This is a genomic window from Bacillus sp. EB106-04-04-XG123, from assembly GCF_058791855.1.
Window position 1 is genome coordinate 577,175 of sequence record NZ_JBYTDZ010000001.1, and the last position, 14,857, is coordinate 592,031.

General features: G+C 39.6%; 18 protein-coding genes and 1 riboswitch. Of the genes, 5 read left to right on the forward strand and 13 right to left on the reverse strand.

All coding sequences use genetic code 11. The features are described from left to right. Nucleotides 1-157: 157 nt before the first annotated feature. The 5 genes from AC3WTB_RS02930 to htpX all read right to left on the reverse strand — a co-directional run bounded on the left by AC3WTB_RS02930 (nt 158) and on the right by htpX (nt 3,501). Nucleotides 158-331 carry a hypothetical protein gene (locus tag AC3WTB_RS02930; RefSeq protein ID WP_492333279.1) on the reverse strand — a complete coding sequence of 58 codons (174 nt, stop codon included), beginning with the start codon at nt 329-331 and terminating at the stop codon, nt 158-160. Then, entirely contained in the window at nt 324-488 is a 165-nt protein-coding gene (gene ykzP / locus AC3WTB_RS02935) for a protein YkzP (RefSeq protein WP_087975542.1), read from the reverse strand. The genes AC3WTB_RS02930 and ykzP overlap by 8 nt, the downstream gene beginning before the upstream one ends. Nucleotides 489-494: 6 nt before the next feature. Beyond that, the gene (locus tag AC3WTB_RS02940) at nt 495-1,013 is read right to left on the reverse strand and encodes a DUF421 domain-containing protein (protein ID WP_039178055.1); all 519 of its coding nucleotides are present in this window, start codon (nt 1,011-1,013) and stop codon (nt 495-497) included. A gap of 97 nt (nt 1,014-1,110) precedes the next feature. Next, on the reverse strand, nt 1,111-2,457 hold the full coding sequence (locus AC3WTB_RS02945; protein WP_151284234.1) for a TrkH family potassium uptake protein: 1,347 nt from the start codon (nt 2,455-2,457) through the stop codon (nt 1,111-1,113). Between the two features lie 144 nt (nt 2,458-2,601). After that, entirely contained in the window at nt 2,602-3,501 is a 900-nt protein-coding gene (htpX, locus tag AC3WTB_RS02950; protein ID WP_059376910.1) for a protease HtpX, read from the reverse strand. A 279-nt stretch (nt 3,502-3,780) separates the two neighbouring features. Here htpX and AC3WTB_RS02955 point away from each other — a divergent pair, with 279 nt between their 5' ends. Next, on the forward strand, nt 3,781-4,497 hold the full coding sequence (locus AC3WTB_RS02955; RefSeq protein ID WP_144495079.1) for a DUF1836 domain-containing protein: 717 nt from the start codon (nt 3,781-3,783) through the stop codon (nt 4,495-4,497). Between the two features lie 123 nt (nt 4,498-4,620). Further along, entirely contained in the window at nt 4,621-4,818 is a 198-nt protein-coding gene (locus AC3WTB_RS02960; RefSeq protein ID WP_034281522.1) for an alpha/beta-type small acid-soluble spore protein, read from the forward strand. A gap of 36 nt (nt 4,819-4,854) precedes the next feature. Here AC3WTB_RS02960 and AC3WTB_RS02965 read toward each other — a convergent pair whose 3' ends face one another. The 4 genes from AC3WTB_RS02965 to AC3WTB_RS02980 all read right to left on the reverse strand — a co-directional run bounded on the left by AC3WTB_RS02965 (nt 4,855) and on the right by AC3WTB_RS02980 (nt 8,686). After that, nucleotides 4,855-6,033, reverse strand: a complete 1,179-nt coding sequence (locus AC3WTB_RS02965; RefSeq protein ID WP_461199539.1) for an anti-sigma factor domain-containing protein — start codon at nt 6,031-6,033, stop codon at nt 4,855-4,857. Then, a complete protein-coding gene (sigI, locus tag AC3WTB_RS02970) occupies nt 6,030-6,785 on the reverse strand; it encodes an RNA polymerase sigma factor SigI (RefSeq protein WP_039178045.1) in 756 nt (251 codons plus the stop codon). Before sigI ends, AC3WTB_RS02965 begins: the two co-directional genes overlap by 4 nt. Before the next feature lie 215 nt (nt 6,786-7,000). After that, nucleotides 7,001-7,792 (reverse strand): TerC family protein, encoded by a 792-nt coding sequence (locus AC3WTB_RS02975; RefSeq protein WP_064498365.1) that lies wholly within the window; start codon nt 7,790-7,792, stop codon nt 7,001-7,003. A 32-nt stretch (nt 7,793-7,824) separates the two neighbouring features. Beyond that, nucleotides 7,825-7,994, reverse strand: a riboswitch (yybP-ykoY riboswitch). A 77-nt stretch (nt 7,995-8,071) separates the two neighbouring features. Beyond that, nucleotides 8,072-8,686: a DedA family protein gene (locus AC3WTB_RS02980; protein WP_039178042.1), complete on the reverse strand. Its 615-nt coding sequence runs from the start codon at nt 8,684-8,686 to the stop codon at nt 8,072-8,074. 246 nt (nt 8,687-8,932) lie between these two features. Here AC3WTB_RS02980 and AC3WTB_RS02985 point away from each other — a divergent pair, with 246 nt between their 5' ends. Next, the gene (locus tag AC3WTB_RS02985; protein WP_338594713.1) at nt 8,933-11,353 is read left to right on the forward strand and encodes a bifunctional diguanylate cyclase/phosphodiesterase; all 2,421 of its coding nucleotides are present in this window, start codon (nt 8,933-8,935) and stop codon (nt 11,351-11,353) included. Nucleotides 11,354-11,540: 187 nt separating this feature from the next. On the opposite strand, the gene AC3WTB_RS02990 is transcribed toward AC3WTB_RS02985, so the two are convergent. The 3 genes from AC3WTB_RS02990 to AC3WTB_RS03000 all read right to left on the reverse strand — a co-directional run bounded on the left by AC3WTB_RS02990 (nt 11,541) and on the right by AC3WTB_RS03000 (nt 12,721). Next, nucleotides 11,541-12,005 (reverse strand): MarR family winged helix-turn-helix transcriptional regulator, encoded by a 465-nt coding sequence (locus AC3WTB_RS02990; RefSeq protein ID WP_095408317.1) that lies wholly within the window; start codon nt 12,003-12,005, stop codon nt 11,541-11,543. A 357-nt stretch (nt 12,006-12,362) separates the two neighbouring features. Beyond that, a complete protein-coding gene (locus tag AC3WTB_RS02995; RefSeq protein ID WP_024426818.1) occupies nt 12,363-12,527 on the reverse strand; it encodes a hypothetical protein in 165 nt (54 codons plus the stop codon). A 38-nt stretch (nt 12,528-12,565) separates the two neighbouring features. Continuing rightward, on the reverse strand, nt 12,566-12,721 hold the full coding sequence (locus AC3WTB_RS03000; protein WP_185847124.1) for a hypothetical protein: 156 nt from the start codon (nt 12,719-12,721) through the stop codon (nt 12,566-12,568). 192 nt (nt 12,722-12,913) lie between these two features. Between AC3WTB_RS03000 and AC3WTB_RS03005 the strand changes: the two genes are divergently transcribed. Continuing rightward, on the forward strand, nt 12,914-13,243 hold the full coding sequence (locus tag AC3WTB_RS03005) for a MerR family transcriptional regulator (protein ID WP_024424656.1): 330 nt from the start codon (nt 12,914-12,916) through the stop codon (nt 13,241-13,243). Nucleotides 13,244-13,371: 128 nt separating this feature from the next. Here the strand turns inward: AC3WTB_RS03005 and AC3WTB_RS03010 are convergent, their stop codons facing one another. Next, nucleotides 13,372-13,743 (reverse strand): cupin domain-containing protein, encoded by a 372-nt coding sequence (locus AC3WTB_RS03010; protein WP_081258444.1) that lies wholly within the window; start codon nt 13,741-13,743, stop codon nt 13,372-13,374. Between the two features lie 208 nt (nt 13,744-13,951). On the opposite strand from AC3WTB_RS03010, the gene AC3WTB_RS03015 reads away from it, so the two are divergent. Further along, nucleotides 13,952-14,815, forward strand: a complete 864-nt coding sequence (locus tag AC3WTB_RS03015; RefSeq protein ID WP_047202741.1) for a LysR family transcriptional regulator — start codon at nt 13,952-13,954, stop codon at nt 14,813-14,815. The last annotated feature ends 42 nt before the right edge of the window (nt 14,816-14,857 follow it).

Consider the following 14,857-nt stretch of genomic DNA (forward strand, 5'->3'; position numbering starts at 1 on the left):
AAGGGCTAAAATGATCTTGATTTTAGCCCCTTGTCTTCCTTTCAGCGTGATAGAAAACCTTTGCAGCCCTAGGAAGGGCGAGTACCGGAGCGCAGACCTGACAAAGAATGCGAGGGTTTGTCTACATGCTGAAAACGATCCTTATTGGATCGTTTTTCTATTTCTTATTCTGCTTACATGCAGCATCTTTTTTTGGCTTCATCAACGTATCAAACCATTTACTGCTGTTGATATCTCCAAGCTCACTGCCAAATTCCTCTTCTAAAATATCTGGGTCCATCGGCTTTTTATGGTCCTTCATCTCTTTGCTCTTCACATGCTTCTTAGTCACGAGATGCCCCCCCTTGTTTCCCTTTATGAGAATTTCGGTTTGCCTGACGATCTCTTGATTGTTCATCAAATTGGGTTTGTCCTTGATCATGTGCCATGCTTTCTGTCGGCGTCATATTATTTGTTAATGCTTCATTTTTCGCTGCTTTTCTTTTCATCTGAATTCAGTCCTTTTTTGGCAGGTTTAGTTCTTCTCTTAATTGGTCAAGGAATTCCTTCATCTGCTTGACCGTCACTGGCTTTTCCTCAGGTTTTAACTCATAGCCAATTTGTCCATTGGCTTCTAGCGTGGCTTTTTTGAGACTGCTGATGTCAGTGATGCCTTGCTGCTTTAAACGCATTCTAAATTCGTCCCTTGTGAGCCTTGTTTTCTTCAGCTTATGATCAAGCATTTCGCCATCCTGTAAAATCACGACCGATTTGCCTGAAAGCAACTTTTCAAAGAAATCAGATTGAATCGACAGTTTTTCCATAATGACAAGTGCCACAATAAAGATGGTAGCTGCATAAATGGTTTCAAGTAAATTATGCTCAATAAAGGGTTGGATAATAATCGATCCGATTGAAATCATAATCACTGTTTGTTGTACAGTTAATTGACTAATGGATTTAGGCCCTGCTATTCTCAGCAGCAAGGTACCAACTAGCAGCATGACAATTGCTTTCCATAACACATCCAGCACGTCTCGTTCACCTCTTACCTATAGATTGCGAACATCCCATGTGATTTAGCCAGTTAGATAATGGAAATAAAAAAACAGCATTCAAATTGAATGCTGTTTAGCCAATGATGACGCGCTCTTTCGGATAATGATAATTCGCTTCGCTTTCTCTTCGGCCGATTAAATATAAAAAGCTTGGAATACCGATCCGTCCAATAAACATGACAATCATGATGATACATTTACCAAACACAGTGAGATCTGAGGTAATCCCAAGCGACAGTCCCGTTGTTCCGAAAGCAGAGCAAACTTCAAATAAATTTTCAAGAAGTGTATTATGCTCTGTTAAGGATAACAGGAACGTAGCGCCAAAAACCAAAATAAAGGCCATCATGGTCACCATAAGGGATTTATTAATATCCGCTTGATGAAGCTCCCTCTTGAAGATTTTTATGGACTTATTTCCCCTAGCATAATGAAACAATGCGAGTAAATTAAGGGCAAACGTAGTTGTCCGAATTCCGCCCCCCACAGAGCTTGGGGAAGCCCCGATAAACATGAGCATACATAAAAATAAAAGCGTCGGTTCGGTCAGCTGCGTAATATCTAACGTTGTCAGCCCCCCGCTTCTTGTTGCAGTCGATTGAAACAAAGAGTAAAACAAGATTTCGTGCCAGCTTTTCCCTACGAAGCTAAACCCGGCTTCAAGTGCATAGATTCCAAGCGCTCCAACAACGACAAGACCGCCAAACGTGAGCGTTGTGATTTTTGTAAACAATGAGAACGATGCGTGCTTTCGGTCCTGATTGAACAAATAATCCTTCACTTCCACGAGCACAGGAAAACCAATCGCTCCAAAGATGATCAGCAGCATTGTAATAAACTGGACGAAATAATCATCTTTGTAAGGGATAAGCGAGCTCCCCGTAATATCGAAGCCCCCATTGGTTGTCGCACTAATACTCGAGAAGAAGCCATGTAAGAAAGCTCCTTGCACATCATAATATTTGAGAAAATACATGCTTAATATCAGCCCGCCGACAAACTCAATCAGTAAAATTAAATATAAGACCTGCTTCATTAGTTTTACAATTCCAGATAAATTGCTCTGGTTTTGATCTGCCATGATAAGTTTTCTTTCTTTAATCCCAATTCTTTTTCGCATGACAAGCCATACGAAGGTACCGAGCGTCATAATGCCAATGCCTCCGATTTGCAGAACAAACGCAAGGATCCACATCCCTGTGACACTAAATGTTTGTGAGGTGTCGACAACAGTCAGTCCTGTGACACTTACAGCACTCACCGCTGTAAACAAGGCATCAATGAATGTCCATTTGACTCCCTCTTGATGAGCCACTGGAAGGCTGAGAAGAATAAGCGACACGGTTACAGCAAGAAAATAATAAAGGGCAATCAACTGAAACGCTGACAGCCGGTCAATTAGCTTTTTTATAGGATTCATTGTCATTCCTTCTTTTATCTATCTTTTCGAATACCTTTATCATTTTAATGAAAAGAGACATGATTTTAAAGCTATTTTATGCTTTATTTTCTTTTTCATCAAAAAGAAAAAGACATCCTGTAAAAGAATGTCTTTTCGTCCTTCTTATTTTGCTTCAAGTCTTCTGATTCTTTCATTTAAATCAGGGTGTGTTGAGAAAAGAGAAGCTTTTCGTTTACCGCTGATTTTTAGCGTAGCGACTGCTGTTTGATCATCATCTTTGATTCTTGACGTGTACGCCTCAAGTGAACGAAGCGCATGAATCATTTTATCTTTACCTGCAAGGTCGGCTCCGCCGCGGTCTGCATGGAATTCACGGTGTCTAGAATATGCAAACACGACAAGGCTTCCTAGGATAGAGAAAATGATTTGGAAAACAATCACAGCGATAAAGTGAACAATCGGCACAAGTTCTTCACGTGAAACAAAACGGCTTGCGATCCATGCCGCAATTCTTGAAAGGAAGACAACGAACGTGTTGACGATTCCTTGAAGCAGCGTCATCGTCACCATGTCACCATTTGCAACGTGAGCGACTTCGTGGGCGATTACACCTTCAACTGCTGCATCATCCATTTCATGAAGCAATCCAGTTGATACCGCAACAAGTGATCTTCTCTTAGAAGGACCTGTTGCAAATGCATTGACTTCAGATGATTGATAAATACCAACCTCAGGCATTTTAGAAAGGCCTGCTGCTCTTGAAAGTCTGTGCACGCGGTCAACAAGCTGCTGCTCATCATATGTTAATGAATCCTTTTCTGGATTTAACACACGTACACCCATCATCATTTTTGCCATCCAACGAGACATTGCAAGTGACATAAACGAGCCAACAAAACCAACAACTGCACTGAATACAAGCAGTGCAACAAAATTAATTCCACCGTCTGCTCCTATATAAGAACCAACACCAGTTGCTGCACTAATAACCGACAGTACAATACCAATCGTAGTGATAACAAGAATGTTCGTTAATATAAACAGAAATATTCTCTTACCCATACATAACCTCCGCTGTCATATTAAGTTCAAATGAACTTATTAATAAAATTATAAAAATAAACGTCTCAAATTGCAAGGAAAAAGGAATCACTTTCTCTGTTTATCATAACGGCTAAAGCCCCGTCACATCAATATTTACGACATTTGCCCCAGCATAAAAGTGAACAAATTGTGACGCGCCGGCTTTGATTTTGAGTTTATTTTGCATTTTCATCAAAAAGAGACTATGATGTTGAATTAGATCAATAATCACGTTTTGACGTACAAATGAGGTGGAACATGGTTACTTTTAAATTAACGAGAATTGACATGACAAGACTTCTGTATTCTCTAAAAGGAGAGGGAGATCTGACTCCGCTTCAGCTTTTAAAACTATCTGTAAAAAATGGCAAGGATCATGACTATGATGAATTAAAGATCCCGTCTTTTTTTGAGAAGCTTGAACGGCGGAAGCAAAAATCAGAGCATGGTCTTTCTACAAATGAAATTGTTGAGCTTGGCAACTTGTGTGAGCTGACTTCTCTTAAATCGACGGCGATTCAAAATTGGATCAAACGTGATATTAAAGATATGATTGGCCATCCAGAGCTTGGCAAAAAATACTCTATTGATCAGGTCGTTATTTTATTAATTGTCAGGGATTTAAAATCAGTTTTTGACTTCGATACCATTCGTATGATCTTATCTGCCTTATTTAACACCATCACAGATCGAACAGATGATATTATTAGTCCAATCCGTTTTTATGAAGCATATGCGCACGTCCTTGATTTTATTTATCACCATACACAATTTCCATTAAAGGAAACAAATTTACGAGAAATAACCGAGGAGCAGACAGACAAGCTCCATGACGAGTTTACAGAATTGACGAAGAGCCAATGGCATTTGATTAAAGGGATTATCAGTTCTACCGTCTTCTCTGTCTTTACTTCTCATTTGCAAAGCACAGCTCAAGAAATGATGTATAATACGCTGCAGCTGAATAAGGGATAAATAAGAACCGAGGTGACTTCCATCACCTCGGCTTTTTTGTACAGCAATTGCCAGCATAATTGCACGCCGTTTTTTTCAAAATAAGAAGGCGCAACAAACATGAGGTGAAAGGAGGAATATGACATGGCAAATCGAAATCAACTTCTTGTTCCTGGAGTAGAACAAGCTTTAGATCAATTTAAATACGAGATCGCTCAAGAATTTGGCGTCACTCTCGGTTCAGATACAGTCTCACGTGCTAACGGTTCTGTTGGTGGTGAAATCACAAAAAGACTCGTTCAACAAGCTCAATCACAAATGGGCAATCAATCTAAATCATGACATGGTGAAATACGCCGGAGCTATTCTGGCGTTTTTTTATTGTTCATATGTGTGCTCATGCCGGTTCTCGCGATAAGGAAACGGTGCACCTTTCCCTTTTTGCTTTGCATGTTCTCTTTTTTGTTCAGCGGAAGGATTGTTCTGATCCCTGCCGTTTTTTTTTGCGTGTTTTTCCGCATCACCACGTGATGGTCCGTTCCAGTGTCTTCTTTCATCACGATCAGTTGAGTGATTTTTTTTTTGCTCTTTATCGAAAGAAGGAACCTTTTCTTCCTTTATTTTGTTGTCTTTGCTTTCATCCTCAGGTTTTTGAGGCTTTTGAACAGATCCTTGCTCTTCCCTCTCTGCTTCCTTCTGCTCTTTGTCCTCAGCTTCTGGAGCCTCTTGATCTGGCTGCATCTCTTTGCTATCGTCTATTTTTACGTCTTCTTGTTTGTCTTTATCTGCTTGTTCTTCATCATGTTTCTTAGGATCTTCTTCCTTCACAGCATCGTTCTCTGCTGCGTCTTCATCCTTTTTGATATTTTCATGTTCTTTGTCTTGCATTTCTTGATTTCTAATATATGTTCCTGTTGAAATGCCTGCCTTTTGAGCTTTTTCCCTTGTTTCCAGGTCACTTTCCACAGCTTCCAGCTTATAATTGCGTTTTTGATATTCACCAGAAATGGTATTAATTTTGCTTTTTACGTTTGTTTTATATGTATTGTCCTGCTTGTTTTCATAAACGGTTGAAATATAAATACTTTTAGAGTCGTTCACATATCCTTTTTTGTCACAGTCATCTATAATTTCCTGCACGACTTTGGTCATGTCGTTTTTTTCTAAATCCTTCATACTCGCCAGTACTTGCTTCGCATCTTTATTCAGCGGTGTGACACCGATCACTTGATAATTGTGATCAAGCTTCAGCTCAAAGCTTGGGTTAATGTCAATTGTCATATACGCATATGCTTTTTGACTTGAGAAAGATGGCATCATAGTAAAAATTACGACAATAATCGCTGCTATTGATAGGATTCCTGCATTTAAAGGACGTAAACGAAGCAGGTCAAAAAAACCGGCTCTTTTTCTTTCAAGACGTGATTCATTTGGAAATGTCACTTCTTGGCCGATTTCATAGTTTTGCTCTTCATATTTTGTCCGCAGAAATTGTCCATCAGGGGTCAGCAGCGTGACATATTTTTTGTTTTTCTCTACTATAATGCCTCTTCTCATGAATTAAGCACCCCTTTAAGGTAATCTTTCAAATACACATAATCACCTGTCATAATGATCGCCATCGCAATGATATATTTTCTATTTCTCTCAATCGTTTTGCGGCTGACTTCCACTAGCTTTTCCAGCTGTTTGACCGGCAATTGTTTTTTCTGAAATAAAATCGTTCTCAGCTCATCGTGTTCAACGAGTGTATGGGCTACTTTAATGGCATTTTGCCTGGCATCTGCATGCTTTGGTGAATGCTCAAGCAGCTCTTGAAACGTGAGACCGTATACTTTCAGTCGTTCTTTAAAATGTTCAATCTCTTCTCTTCTATGTTCTTGTTCAATTAAACGCCTATATTCATTTGCAGAGAGCTCTGCTTCAATCATGCTTTGAGAGTATTCGCCATTCTCACTTTCTTGCAGGTCCATTTGAACCGTTGGCGCATTTCTTGCTTCTTTACGAATATAGTCAATCACTTTTCTTTTAATAATTAATTCTGCGAAAGCAAGCAGTGAGTTTCCTTTTTCGGCAGAGTATTTTTCTATCGCTTCATTAAAGGCAATTAAGCCTATGCTGAATTCATCATCTTTTTCATCTATATATCGTTTACAAACGGATGAAACCGTCTTAGCGACAAATGGTTTGTATTGCTCTATTAATGCATTTTGCAGTTCGCTATCACCTTGTTGAATACTGATAGCCGACTGCTCTAATGTTTGCTTTTTCTTTCCTTTTTTAAACAAAAGGCTAAGCAATGGTTTCACCTCAGTTCTCCCTATATTACTCATTTATGATAGCTAATTTATGAGGGAAGCGCAAAGGAAGAAATGAGGAATTCATTTCCTGTTACTCAATTATGACATGTATGTCATCATCTACTTTACAATGTTTCGTCTAAAAGCAAAGAAATAAGGGGGTATCTCCCCCTTATTTGTAATATACGTGTTATGAAAATGAAATGATATTTCTTTCAAAAAATCTACTCTCCCAGTCGCGCCTCTTGTTTCTCCTCGTTTTCCTGCCCGCCTTTTCTTGATGGACTTGATAAAAACCAGCCAAATGCTGCAATTGCGAGAAGCACGGTCCAGAAAATGATTTTCCATAATGCTGAATGGATAAAATGAGACGATACGACTCCAATGGCTGGATGTGACAGTGTATAAAGCGTGAGCTTCACACCCACCCATCCGACAATGACAAATGCTGCTGTTTCTAGGCTCGGTCTTGTTTTGAGCAGTTTCACAAAGACCGTTGCTGCAAATCGCATAATGACAAGACCAATAATACCGCCTAAAAGAATGACAATAAATTGACCGCCATCGAGTCCACCGATTTGCGGAAGACTTGTTTTCGGCAGTGTCACAGCTAAAGCGACGGCTGCTAAAATAGAATCAACAGCAAAAGCAATGTCGGCAAGCTCTACTTTCACGACTGTTGCCCAGAAGCCGCTTTGTTTCATATTTGTTTCAGTTTCCTTTTTCTTAAATACGTGCGATTTTAAAATATGGTGAATGGAAATATAAAGAAGATAAATTGCACCAATGGCTTGAACTTGCCACACATCCACTAAAAACGAAATAAGAAACAGAGAACCAAACCGCATGACAAACGCACCTGCAAGTCCGTAAAACAGTGCCTTTTTTCTTTGTTTTTCAGGAAGGTGTTTGACCATCACGGCCATGACCAGCGCGTTATCAGCTGCTAAAATCCCTTCTAATCCAATCAGTACGAGCAGAACCCACCCGTACTCTAAAATAATGGCTGCATCCATCATCATTCCTCCTTGTTTTTTATCTATTGTCCCACAACAGACAAAGGCTTATGAATGCAAAAAAGACCTTTGCCTGTAATGGCAAAGGTCTTGCTAGACATGTGATATGTAGAATCATGCCAACAAAGCCGATGAACATCAGTCCATGTAATGACGACTTTGTTTCCGGTAAAACCGGACGCTACTCCCCTTTGGCGGGATTTAGAATATTTAGATTACTTATATCATAATCAATAGACACTGTATTGTCAACAGGTGACTTTCACTTCGATCCATTGATTAGGCAGTTGGCGTTTCTGTTTTTCTTTTTCTTCGTTTTAGCAATAAGTAGAGAACAAACAATAACACCACACCGATCCCAATTGGTAAAAGATATGGATCTAAGATGGCGCCAACCTCTTTCCAGTTCTCTCCGAGCATAAATCCAAGATACACATACACAAACGTAATTGGTGTAATGGCCAAAAACGTATACAGGCAAAAGACCCACACATTCATCTTGGCAATACCGCACGGGATGGAGATAAGTGTTCTGACTCCTGGTATGAACCGGCCGCTGAATGCGACGAATCCGCCATGCTTTTCAAAAAAAGCATCAGATTTATCAAGCGACTCAGGCTTTATAAAAAAGTACTTTCCATATTTATTTAAAAAGGGTCTGCCGCCATAACGTCCTAACCAGTACAAGGTCAAAGGACCAGCCACGCCGCCAATGGAGCCGGCCGCCACAACACCGATAAAAGCCATGTCCCCTTCTGAGACCCAGTAACCCGCAAGAGGCAAAACCACTTCAGCAGGTACAAATTCAATGCATAATGCGAGGAAGATGCCAAAGTATGACAAGTTCTTAAAGGCATCAGCTAAAGAAATAATAAAATCTTCGATGTTTATCAATCCCTTTCAAACATAATCATTTGACTGATTCTATCTCTTTTAGAATCACACCATATATTAAACGAATAAAACCGAAGAAACGATTCGCTTTTCGTCGTTTTTTTACATTAAATTTGATTTTACTATAAAAGAAGGGTGAAAAAAACGTTGATTATTGTATTTAAGTGAAGGAAAGGTGAACACAGAAGCCATTCGATCCGATATATTAAGTATATGTCTGTTTTAAAGTACTGGAGGTTTTCTTACATGACCCATTTAACAGGAAGCTACAATGGATGGCTTGTCTTTCTGTCAATCGCTGTCGCCGCTGTTGCCTCCTACTCAGCTCTTCATATAGCCAGCAGGGTAGCACAATCAAGCGGTGCAAAGAAAAAGGTATGGCTGCTCATTGGTGCAATGATCATGGGAATGGGGATATGGTCGATGCATTTTATTGGCATGATGGCATTTCAAATGCGTGTTGGCATCACATATGATACATACTTACTGATTTTATCGATTTTGGCCTCATTTATCGGATCCTTGATCGCTTTTTCAATATGCATTCAAAAGCAGCTCTCTAGAAGACGGCTGCTCATTAGTTCAATCACCATGGGTTCAGCTATTTGCAGCATGCATTATCTTGGAATGGAATCAATGGCCAATGTCTCAATCAGCTATGATCCAGTCCTCTTTTTTCTTTCGTTTTTCATTGCTGCCATTACCTCCTACTTCTCATTGAAGCTCTTCTTTCGTGTTGACCGCACTAAAAGTAAACGGGAGAATTATCTTTTAAAAGGTCTTGGTTCAATGTTGATGGGCGGTGCTATAGCAGGTATGCATTATACTGGTATGGCTGCCTCTACCATGTTTTATCATACAAATGGACAGGCCGCTGAAGGTGGTTTTTTTGAAATGTCGCCATTCAGCCTGTCGCTTTTCATCGGATTGATGACACTGATTGTCCAAACGCTGATGATCTTTGGTGCTTATATTGATCACCGGATCATGACGCAGTCAGATCAGCTGAAAGAAAATGAACAGCGGTTTCAATCGCTGATCAAACATAATATAGACGGTATTATCGTGTTATCTGTCGATCGAAAGGTGCTTTCTGCGAATGACTCTGGTAAACAAATCTTAAAATTGTGCAATTCTTGGATCGGTGATGATGTCAGCCAATATGTGATGCCGACTGAGATGTGGGAAGAATTTATTTATCAGTCAAAGAAAGCCATTACACGCGAAGCAGAACTGAAAGCAGCAGATCGTTTTTATTATTATCATGTCACTTACATACCTGTCCATGTAAACAATTCACTCGACAGCATTTATCTTATTTTAAAAGATTTAACGCAGCAGCGAATAGCAGAAAAAGAAATTCATGTGATGGCACATTATGATGCATTAACAGAGCTTCCTAACCGCCGCCACGGCATTAATCATTTAAATGATGTTCTCTCCGCTCAAGAAAAGTCAAAAACATCAACAGCGGTTCTGTTTCTTGACTTAAATCGCTTTAAAATTATTAATGATGCACTTGGGCATAACATCGGAGATTTACTGCTGAAAGCTGCCGCAAATAGACTGACACAATGTTTACCGGACAATGGCTTTATCGCAAGACTTGGCGGCGATGAATTTTTAATGATCTTTCCTCACATGGATCATGATACACATAAAGTCGAACAATTTTCTAAAAATATCATTCATCAATTTGAACGTCCTTTTTTCATCCAGAACCATCAGCTCATTACATCCATTAGCATTGGGATCGCTATCTCTCCGCAAAATGGCAAAGACGGAATGGAGCTGATGAGAAAAGCCGATATGGCCATGTATTTATCCAAAAAACATAAGCAAAGCCGTTATGAGTTCTTTACCGAATCCATGGAAAGATTGAGTGAGGACAGGTTAAACCGGGAGCTGGAACTGAGGGATGCCATTCAAAGAGAACAATTTGTCCTTCACTACCAGCCGCAAGTCAGTGCCAAAACAAGAAAGATGACTGGGGTTGAAGCCCTTTTAAGAATGAAGGCACCAGATGGTTCCTTAAAGTCACCTGAGGCTTTTATTGAGCTGGCAGAGGAATCAGGGCTGATCATCGATATTGGCAGATGGGTCATTGATACGGCTGGCAAGCAGGCAAAAAGGTGGTATGATGATGGGCTAAAGATCCCTGTGGCTGTCAATTTATCTGCGAAACAATTCAATTCTGAAGACTTAATTGATTTGATCAAGCTGACACTGAAAAAATACGACCTAAAACCGTCCCTCTTGGAGCTTGAAGTCACAGAAAGTATGACAATGGACAATATCAAGCAATCAAAACAAGTGCTAACGTCGCTAAAACAGCTTGGCGTCCGCATTAGTATTGATGATTTCGGTACAGGTCACAGCTCATTAAGCTATTTAAAGGATTTACCTATTCATCGACTGAAAATTGATAAATCCTTTATTGAGGATATTTTAAGTGATTCAAAGTCAGAACAGATTACTGGGGCTATTATAGCGATGGGACACCAATTATCTCTCGAAGTGATAGCAGAAGGTGTTGAAACATTTGCACAGGCCCAGCTATTATCTGCCCAGGGCTGTGACGACCTGCAAGGATTTTATTATGCCAAGCCGCTGCCAGCAAGCGATATCGAAAAATTCATCGCCTATCCGGCTCATCTTGATACATAAAAAAGGTGCCAGTCCTGCGTGCCGGTGCTCACGAATGCTCAATTCGCTCCGCTCCGGTACTCGTCCTTCCTAGACTTCAAAGGTTTTCTGTCACGCTGAGCTGAGAAGAAGACAAAGGGCTAAAATAAAGATCACTTTAGCCCTTTGTCCACAATTGAAAAGGTGCCAATCATGGCACCTTTTCGTTTTATCTAAATAATAAATGCTGACTGTGAATACCTGCTTTTTTCAATAGACTAATCAATTGCTCTTGTTCTTCACGCGTCAGACCAGAGAATGCACGCGCAATCCGAAGAGAGTGGATCGGATAAATCTTGTCAAGATAACTTCGCCCTTTATCCGTTAAATGGGCATAAACCGAACGTTTATCCTTGGGGTCCTGTTCTCTTTCAATGAAACCATTTCGTTCTAATTTGTCAATTACGTACGTCACATTCCCGCTGACAAGCAGGAGTCTTGAGCCGATTTGCTGAAGCTTTTGAGCACCTCTCGTGTACAGTAATTCAAGTACGGCAAATTCAGTTGGATTAAACCCATGCTCTTTGCTGTCTCTAATACTGTGTTCTGAAACGCTTTTAAATGCTCTTGCAAAAACCTTGTAAAGCGTCATTGAGCGTTCTACTTCTTCTTCATTAAACGATAGTCTCATCACATATCTACCTCTTATAATATTTTTTTAACTTCAAGGCTGTCTTGCGGTGCAGTTGGAGCCTTTCGTAAAAAATAGAAGTACGTTTTTGAAAACCCTTTCAACCACATAAGTGACTCCATTCGTGTTATGTATAAGTTTTCGATATAAACTTTTAAAATCCTTCTTATTTTTCACAATCATCTCGAAAAAAAGCTTTTTCAGCAAACCATCAAGATGCGACACACTTTAACATAATCTGTAAAGAATCTATGGTTTCTTGCACTTCATTCGCCAAATTTCTACAAAATTCAATATTGCTATAATATTAAACACAAAAAAAGAACCCTTTATGTGACATACGCACATTTCAAGGGATTTTTACAAACAGCGCTCTGTTTTGTTGAAAAAGAAATGATACTCTTTTTTTAAGTCACTAATTGTCATGTTCTTGGCCGCATCAGGGCTGTAAACCCCTAATGAACATAGCTGCTTCGTATAATAATGTCTTTCTTTTGCTAAAGCTTCTTTTAATATACGCCGCACCGATTATCCCCTCCTATCAAGTGATTTGGATCGGGTGCTTATGAAGACCTCTTATACAAATCATTTTGTATGGCCCTTAGAAGCGCATGTGCATTCTGACCCGCAGCCTGCATGAATTGCTCGAGCAATTCATCCCTCTTCACATCTAATGCGATGATTTCTTTTGCCATACGAATGATCTGTGCTTGCTCCATTATATGCTCCTCCTCCTATGTCAACTCACCATGATTATATGCCGGCGTAAGATGTATTGCACATTATCTGTTATCTTTCCTTCCATAGTTTTTTCATTTTTTTCGTTTTTGTGTTATATTTTCTAACAAACGATAGGTTTTTTTACTTCTCGTTCTATATAATATGAAGAAAAGACTTGCAGGGGTGAGTATATGACGCAGGAAGATGTATCTTATAAAGATAAAAAAGTCATTTCAATCGGGATTGTCAGTGAGTTAACAGGGCTTTCCGTCAGGCAAATCCGATATTATGAGGAACGTAAACTCATTTACCCCCAGCGCTCAACAAGAGGCACACGGAAATATTCTTTTGCAGATGTTGAACGTTTAATGGACATCGCCAATAAACGGGAAGACGGTGTGCAGACAGCTGAAATTTTAAAAGACATGAAGAAAAAAGAACAAGCGCTAAAAAGCGGACAATTTAAGAAAAAAATGCTTGAAGGCCAGATTAATGCACACTTTCGGTATAAAAATCGTTAAACAAAAAAAGAATCGCTTATTCTTTAAAATCAAAGTTTTGTTCGTATTGATTGTTGCAATTGCTGAATGAAAAAGAGACAGCGATTGCTGCCTCTTTTTTAACTAACGCACCTGTTAAGTGCAACGAGTTAGTGTTCATCGATTCGCTCAGGAATCGAAACGGTTCGTTCATTGACCACATTCCCCGTGTTTAGAGTCGTTTTGGGTTCAATTAATAACAAATGAACTTCTTCTTCAGCAATTGGCTGATGTTCAATTCCTTTAGGAATCACAATAAACTCCCCTTCATTAAGAGCTATTTCTTTATCCCTGAAACGGATGACCAGCTTCCCTTTACATACAAAAAACATTTCATCCTCTTCATCATGGTGATGCCAAATGAATTCACCTTTAACTTTTACCATCTTAATGTATGAATCGTTCAATTCTCCGCTTATTCTAGGATTCCAATAATCATTTATTTGTAAAAATTTCTCTTGGACATTCGTCTTTGAAATCAATAGATTTCCTCCTCATTCATTGGAAACGTCTGTTTTTCTTTTCCCAGATAAAATTCCCTACCTCACCATCCTCCTCATGATCAGATACCAAGGGACACAAATAGCATCAACCTCTTATATCTTTAAGTTTACTTATTCCGTTGGATCACGTAAAATCAAAAAATAATGTATAGTTGATCACAATTTGTGATGCAAAAGGAGAGTTATTTTGGATATTAAATCTTTGGAAGTGTTTAAAGCCGTTGCAATTGAACAAAGCATCACAAAAGCGGCACAGAAATTGAATTATGTGCAGTCCAATGTTACTGCACGAATCCAACGTCTTGAACAAGAATTAGGAGTTCCTCTTCTCTATCGATATCATAAGAAGATATCTTTAACACCTGCAGGACGCGAACTATTGCCCTATGTAAACAAATTACTCTACGATTTCGAAGAAGCGATAGAGGCAGTAAAGCTTTCCTCTACTCCGCGGGGAACTTTACACATTGGATCTATAGAGTCAACCGCTTCTACAAGATTGCCAAAAATTTTTGCCGAATATCATAAGAATTTTCCACAAGTAGAATTGAGTATGTATATGGCACCTACAGTAGATCAAGTTAACGCTATTCTCAACTACAAGGTAGACGGCGCATTGGTAGATGGGCCCATTCTTCATCCGGAAATTATGGAGTATCCTGTATTGGACGAATCCCTGGTCCTGATTACAAGCTACTCCTCGGAGCAATTCCAGGTAGAATCAATTTTACACGAACCATTGCTCTCGTCATTCGCTCATTGCATCTATTTAGGCCGTTGGCAGCAATGGCTAGAGAGCAGCGGTTATCCTCCTATGAAGGTAATGGAATATGGTACTTTAGAGGGCGTGCTTAAATGCGTTGAAAACGGACTGGGAGTTACCGTATTACCAAAATCTATGGTTGAATCCCGGGTGCAAGGCGGCTTTACCTGTCATCCATTACCGGAGCCACATAGAATAGTACCCACTGTGTTTATAAGGCGCCGCGATTCTTACATGACCAGTGCCCTCTCACACTTTATGGAGTTAATGGGTATAACTGATTTGTGATAAAAAAGAGGATAGGAGAGCTAATTTTTGTCAGCTCTTCTA

Excerpts from the sequence above, each read along its gene's own strand:
- ykzP (WP_087975542.1), bottom strand. The coding sequence starts at position 488 with ATGAAAAGAAAAGCAGCGAAAAATGAAGCATTAACAAATAATATGACG.
- AC3WTB_RS02945 (WP_151284234.1), bottom strand. The coding sequence starts at position 2,457 with ATGAATCCTATAAAAAAGCTAATTGACCGGCTGTCAGCGTTTCAGTTG.
- htpX (WP_059376910.1), bottom strand. The coding sequence starts at position 3,501 with ATGGGTAAGAGAATATTTCTGTTTATATTAACGAACATTCTTGTTATC.
- AC3WTB_RS02955 (WP_144495079.1), top strand. The coding sequence starts at position 3,781 with ATGGTTACTTTTAAATTAACGAGAATTGACATGACAAGACTTCTGTAT.
- AC3WTB_RS02960 (WP_034281522.1), top strand. The coding sequence starts at position 4,621 with ATGGCAAATCGAAATCAACTTCTTGTTCCTGGAGTAGAACAAGCTTTA.
- AC3WTB_RS02965 (WP_461199539.1), bottom strand. The coding sequence starts at position 6,033 with ATGAGAAGAGGCATTATAGTAGAGAAAAACAAAAAATATGTCACGCTG.
- AC3WTB_RS02975 (WP_064498365.1), bottom strand. The coding sequence starts at position 7,792 with ATGGATGCAGCCATTATTTTAGAGTACGGGTGGGTTCTGCTCGTACTG.
- AC3WTB_RS02985 (WP_338594713.1), top strand. The coding sequence starts at position 8,933 with ATGACCCATTTAACAGGAAGCTACAATGGATGGCTTGTCTTTCTGTCA.
- AC3WTB_RS03000 (WP_185847124.1), bottom strand. The coding sequence starts at position 12,721 with ATGGAGCAAGCACAGATCATTCGTATGGCAAAAGAAATCATCGCATTA.
- AC3WTB_RS03005 (WP_024424656.1), top strand. The coding sequence starts at position 12,914 with ATGACGCAGGAAGATGTATCTTATAAAGATAAAAAAGTCATTTCAATC.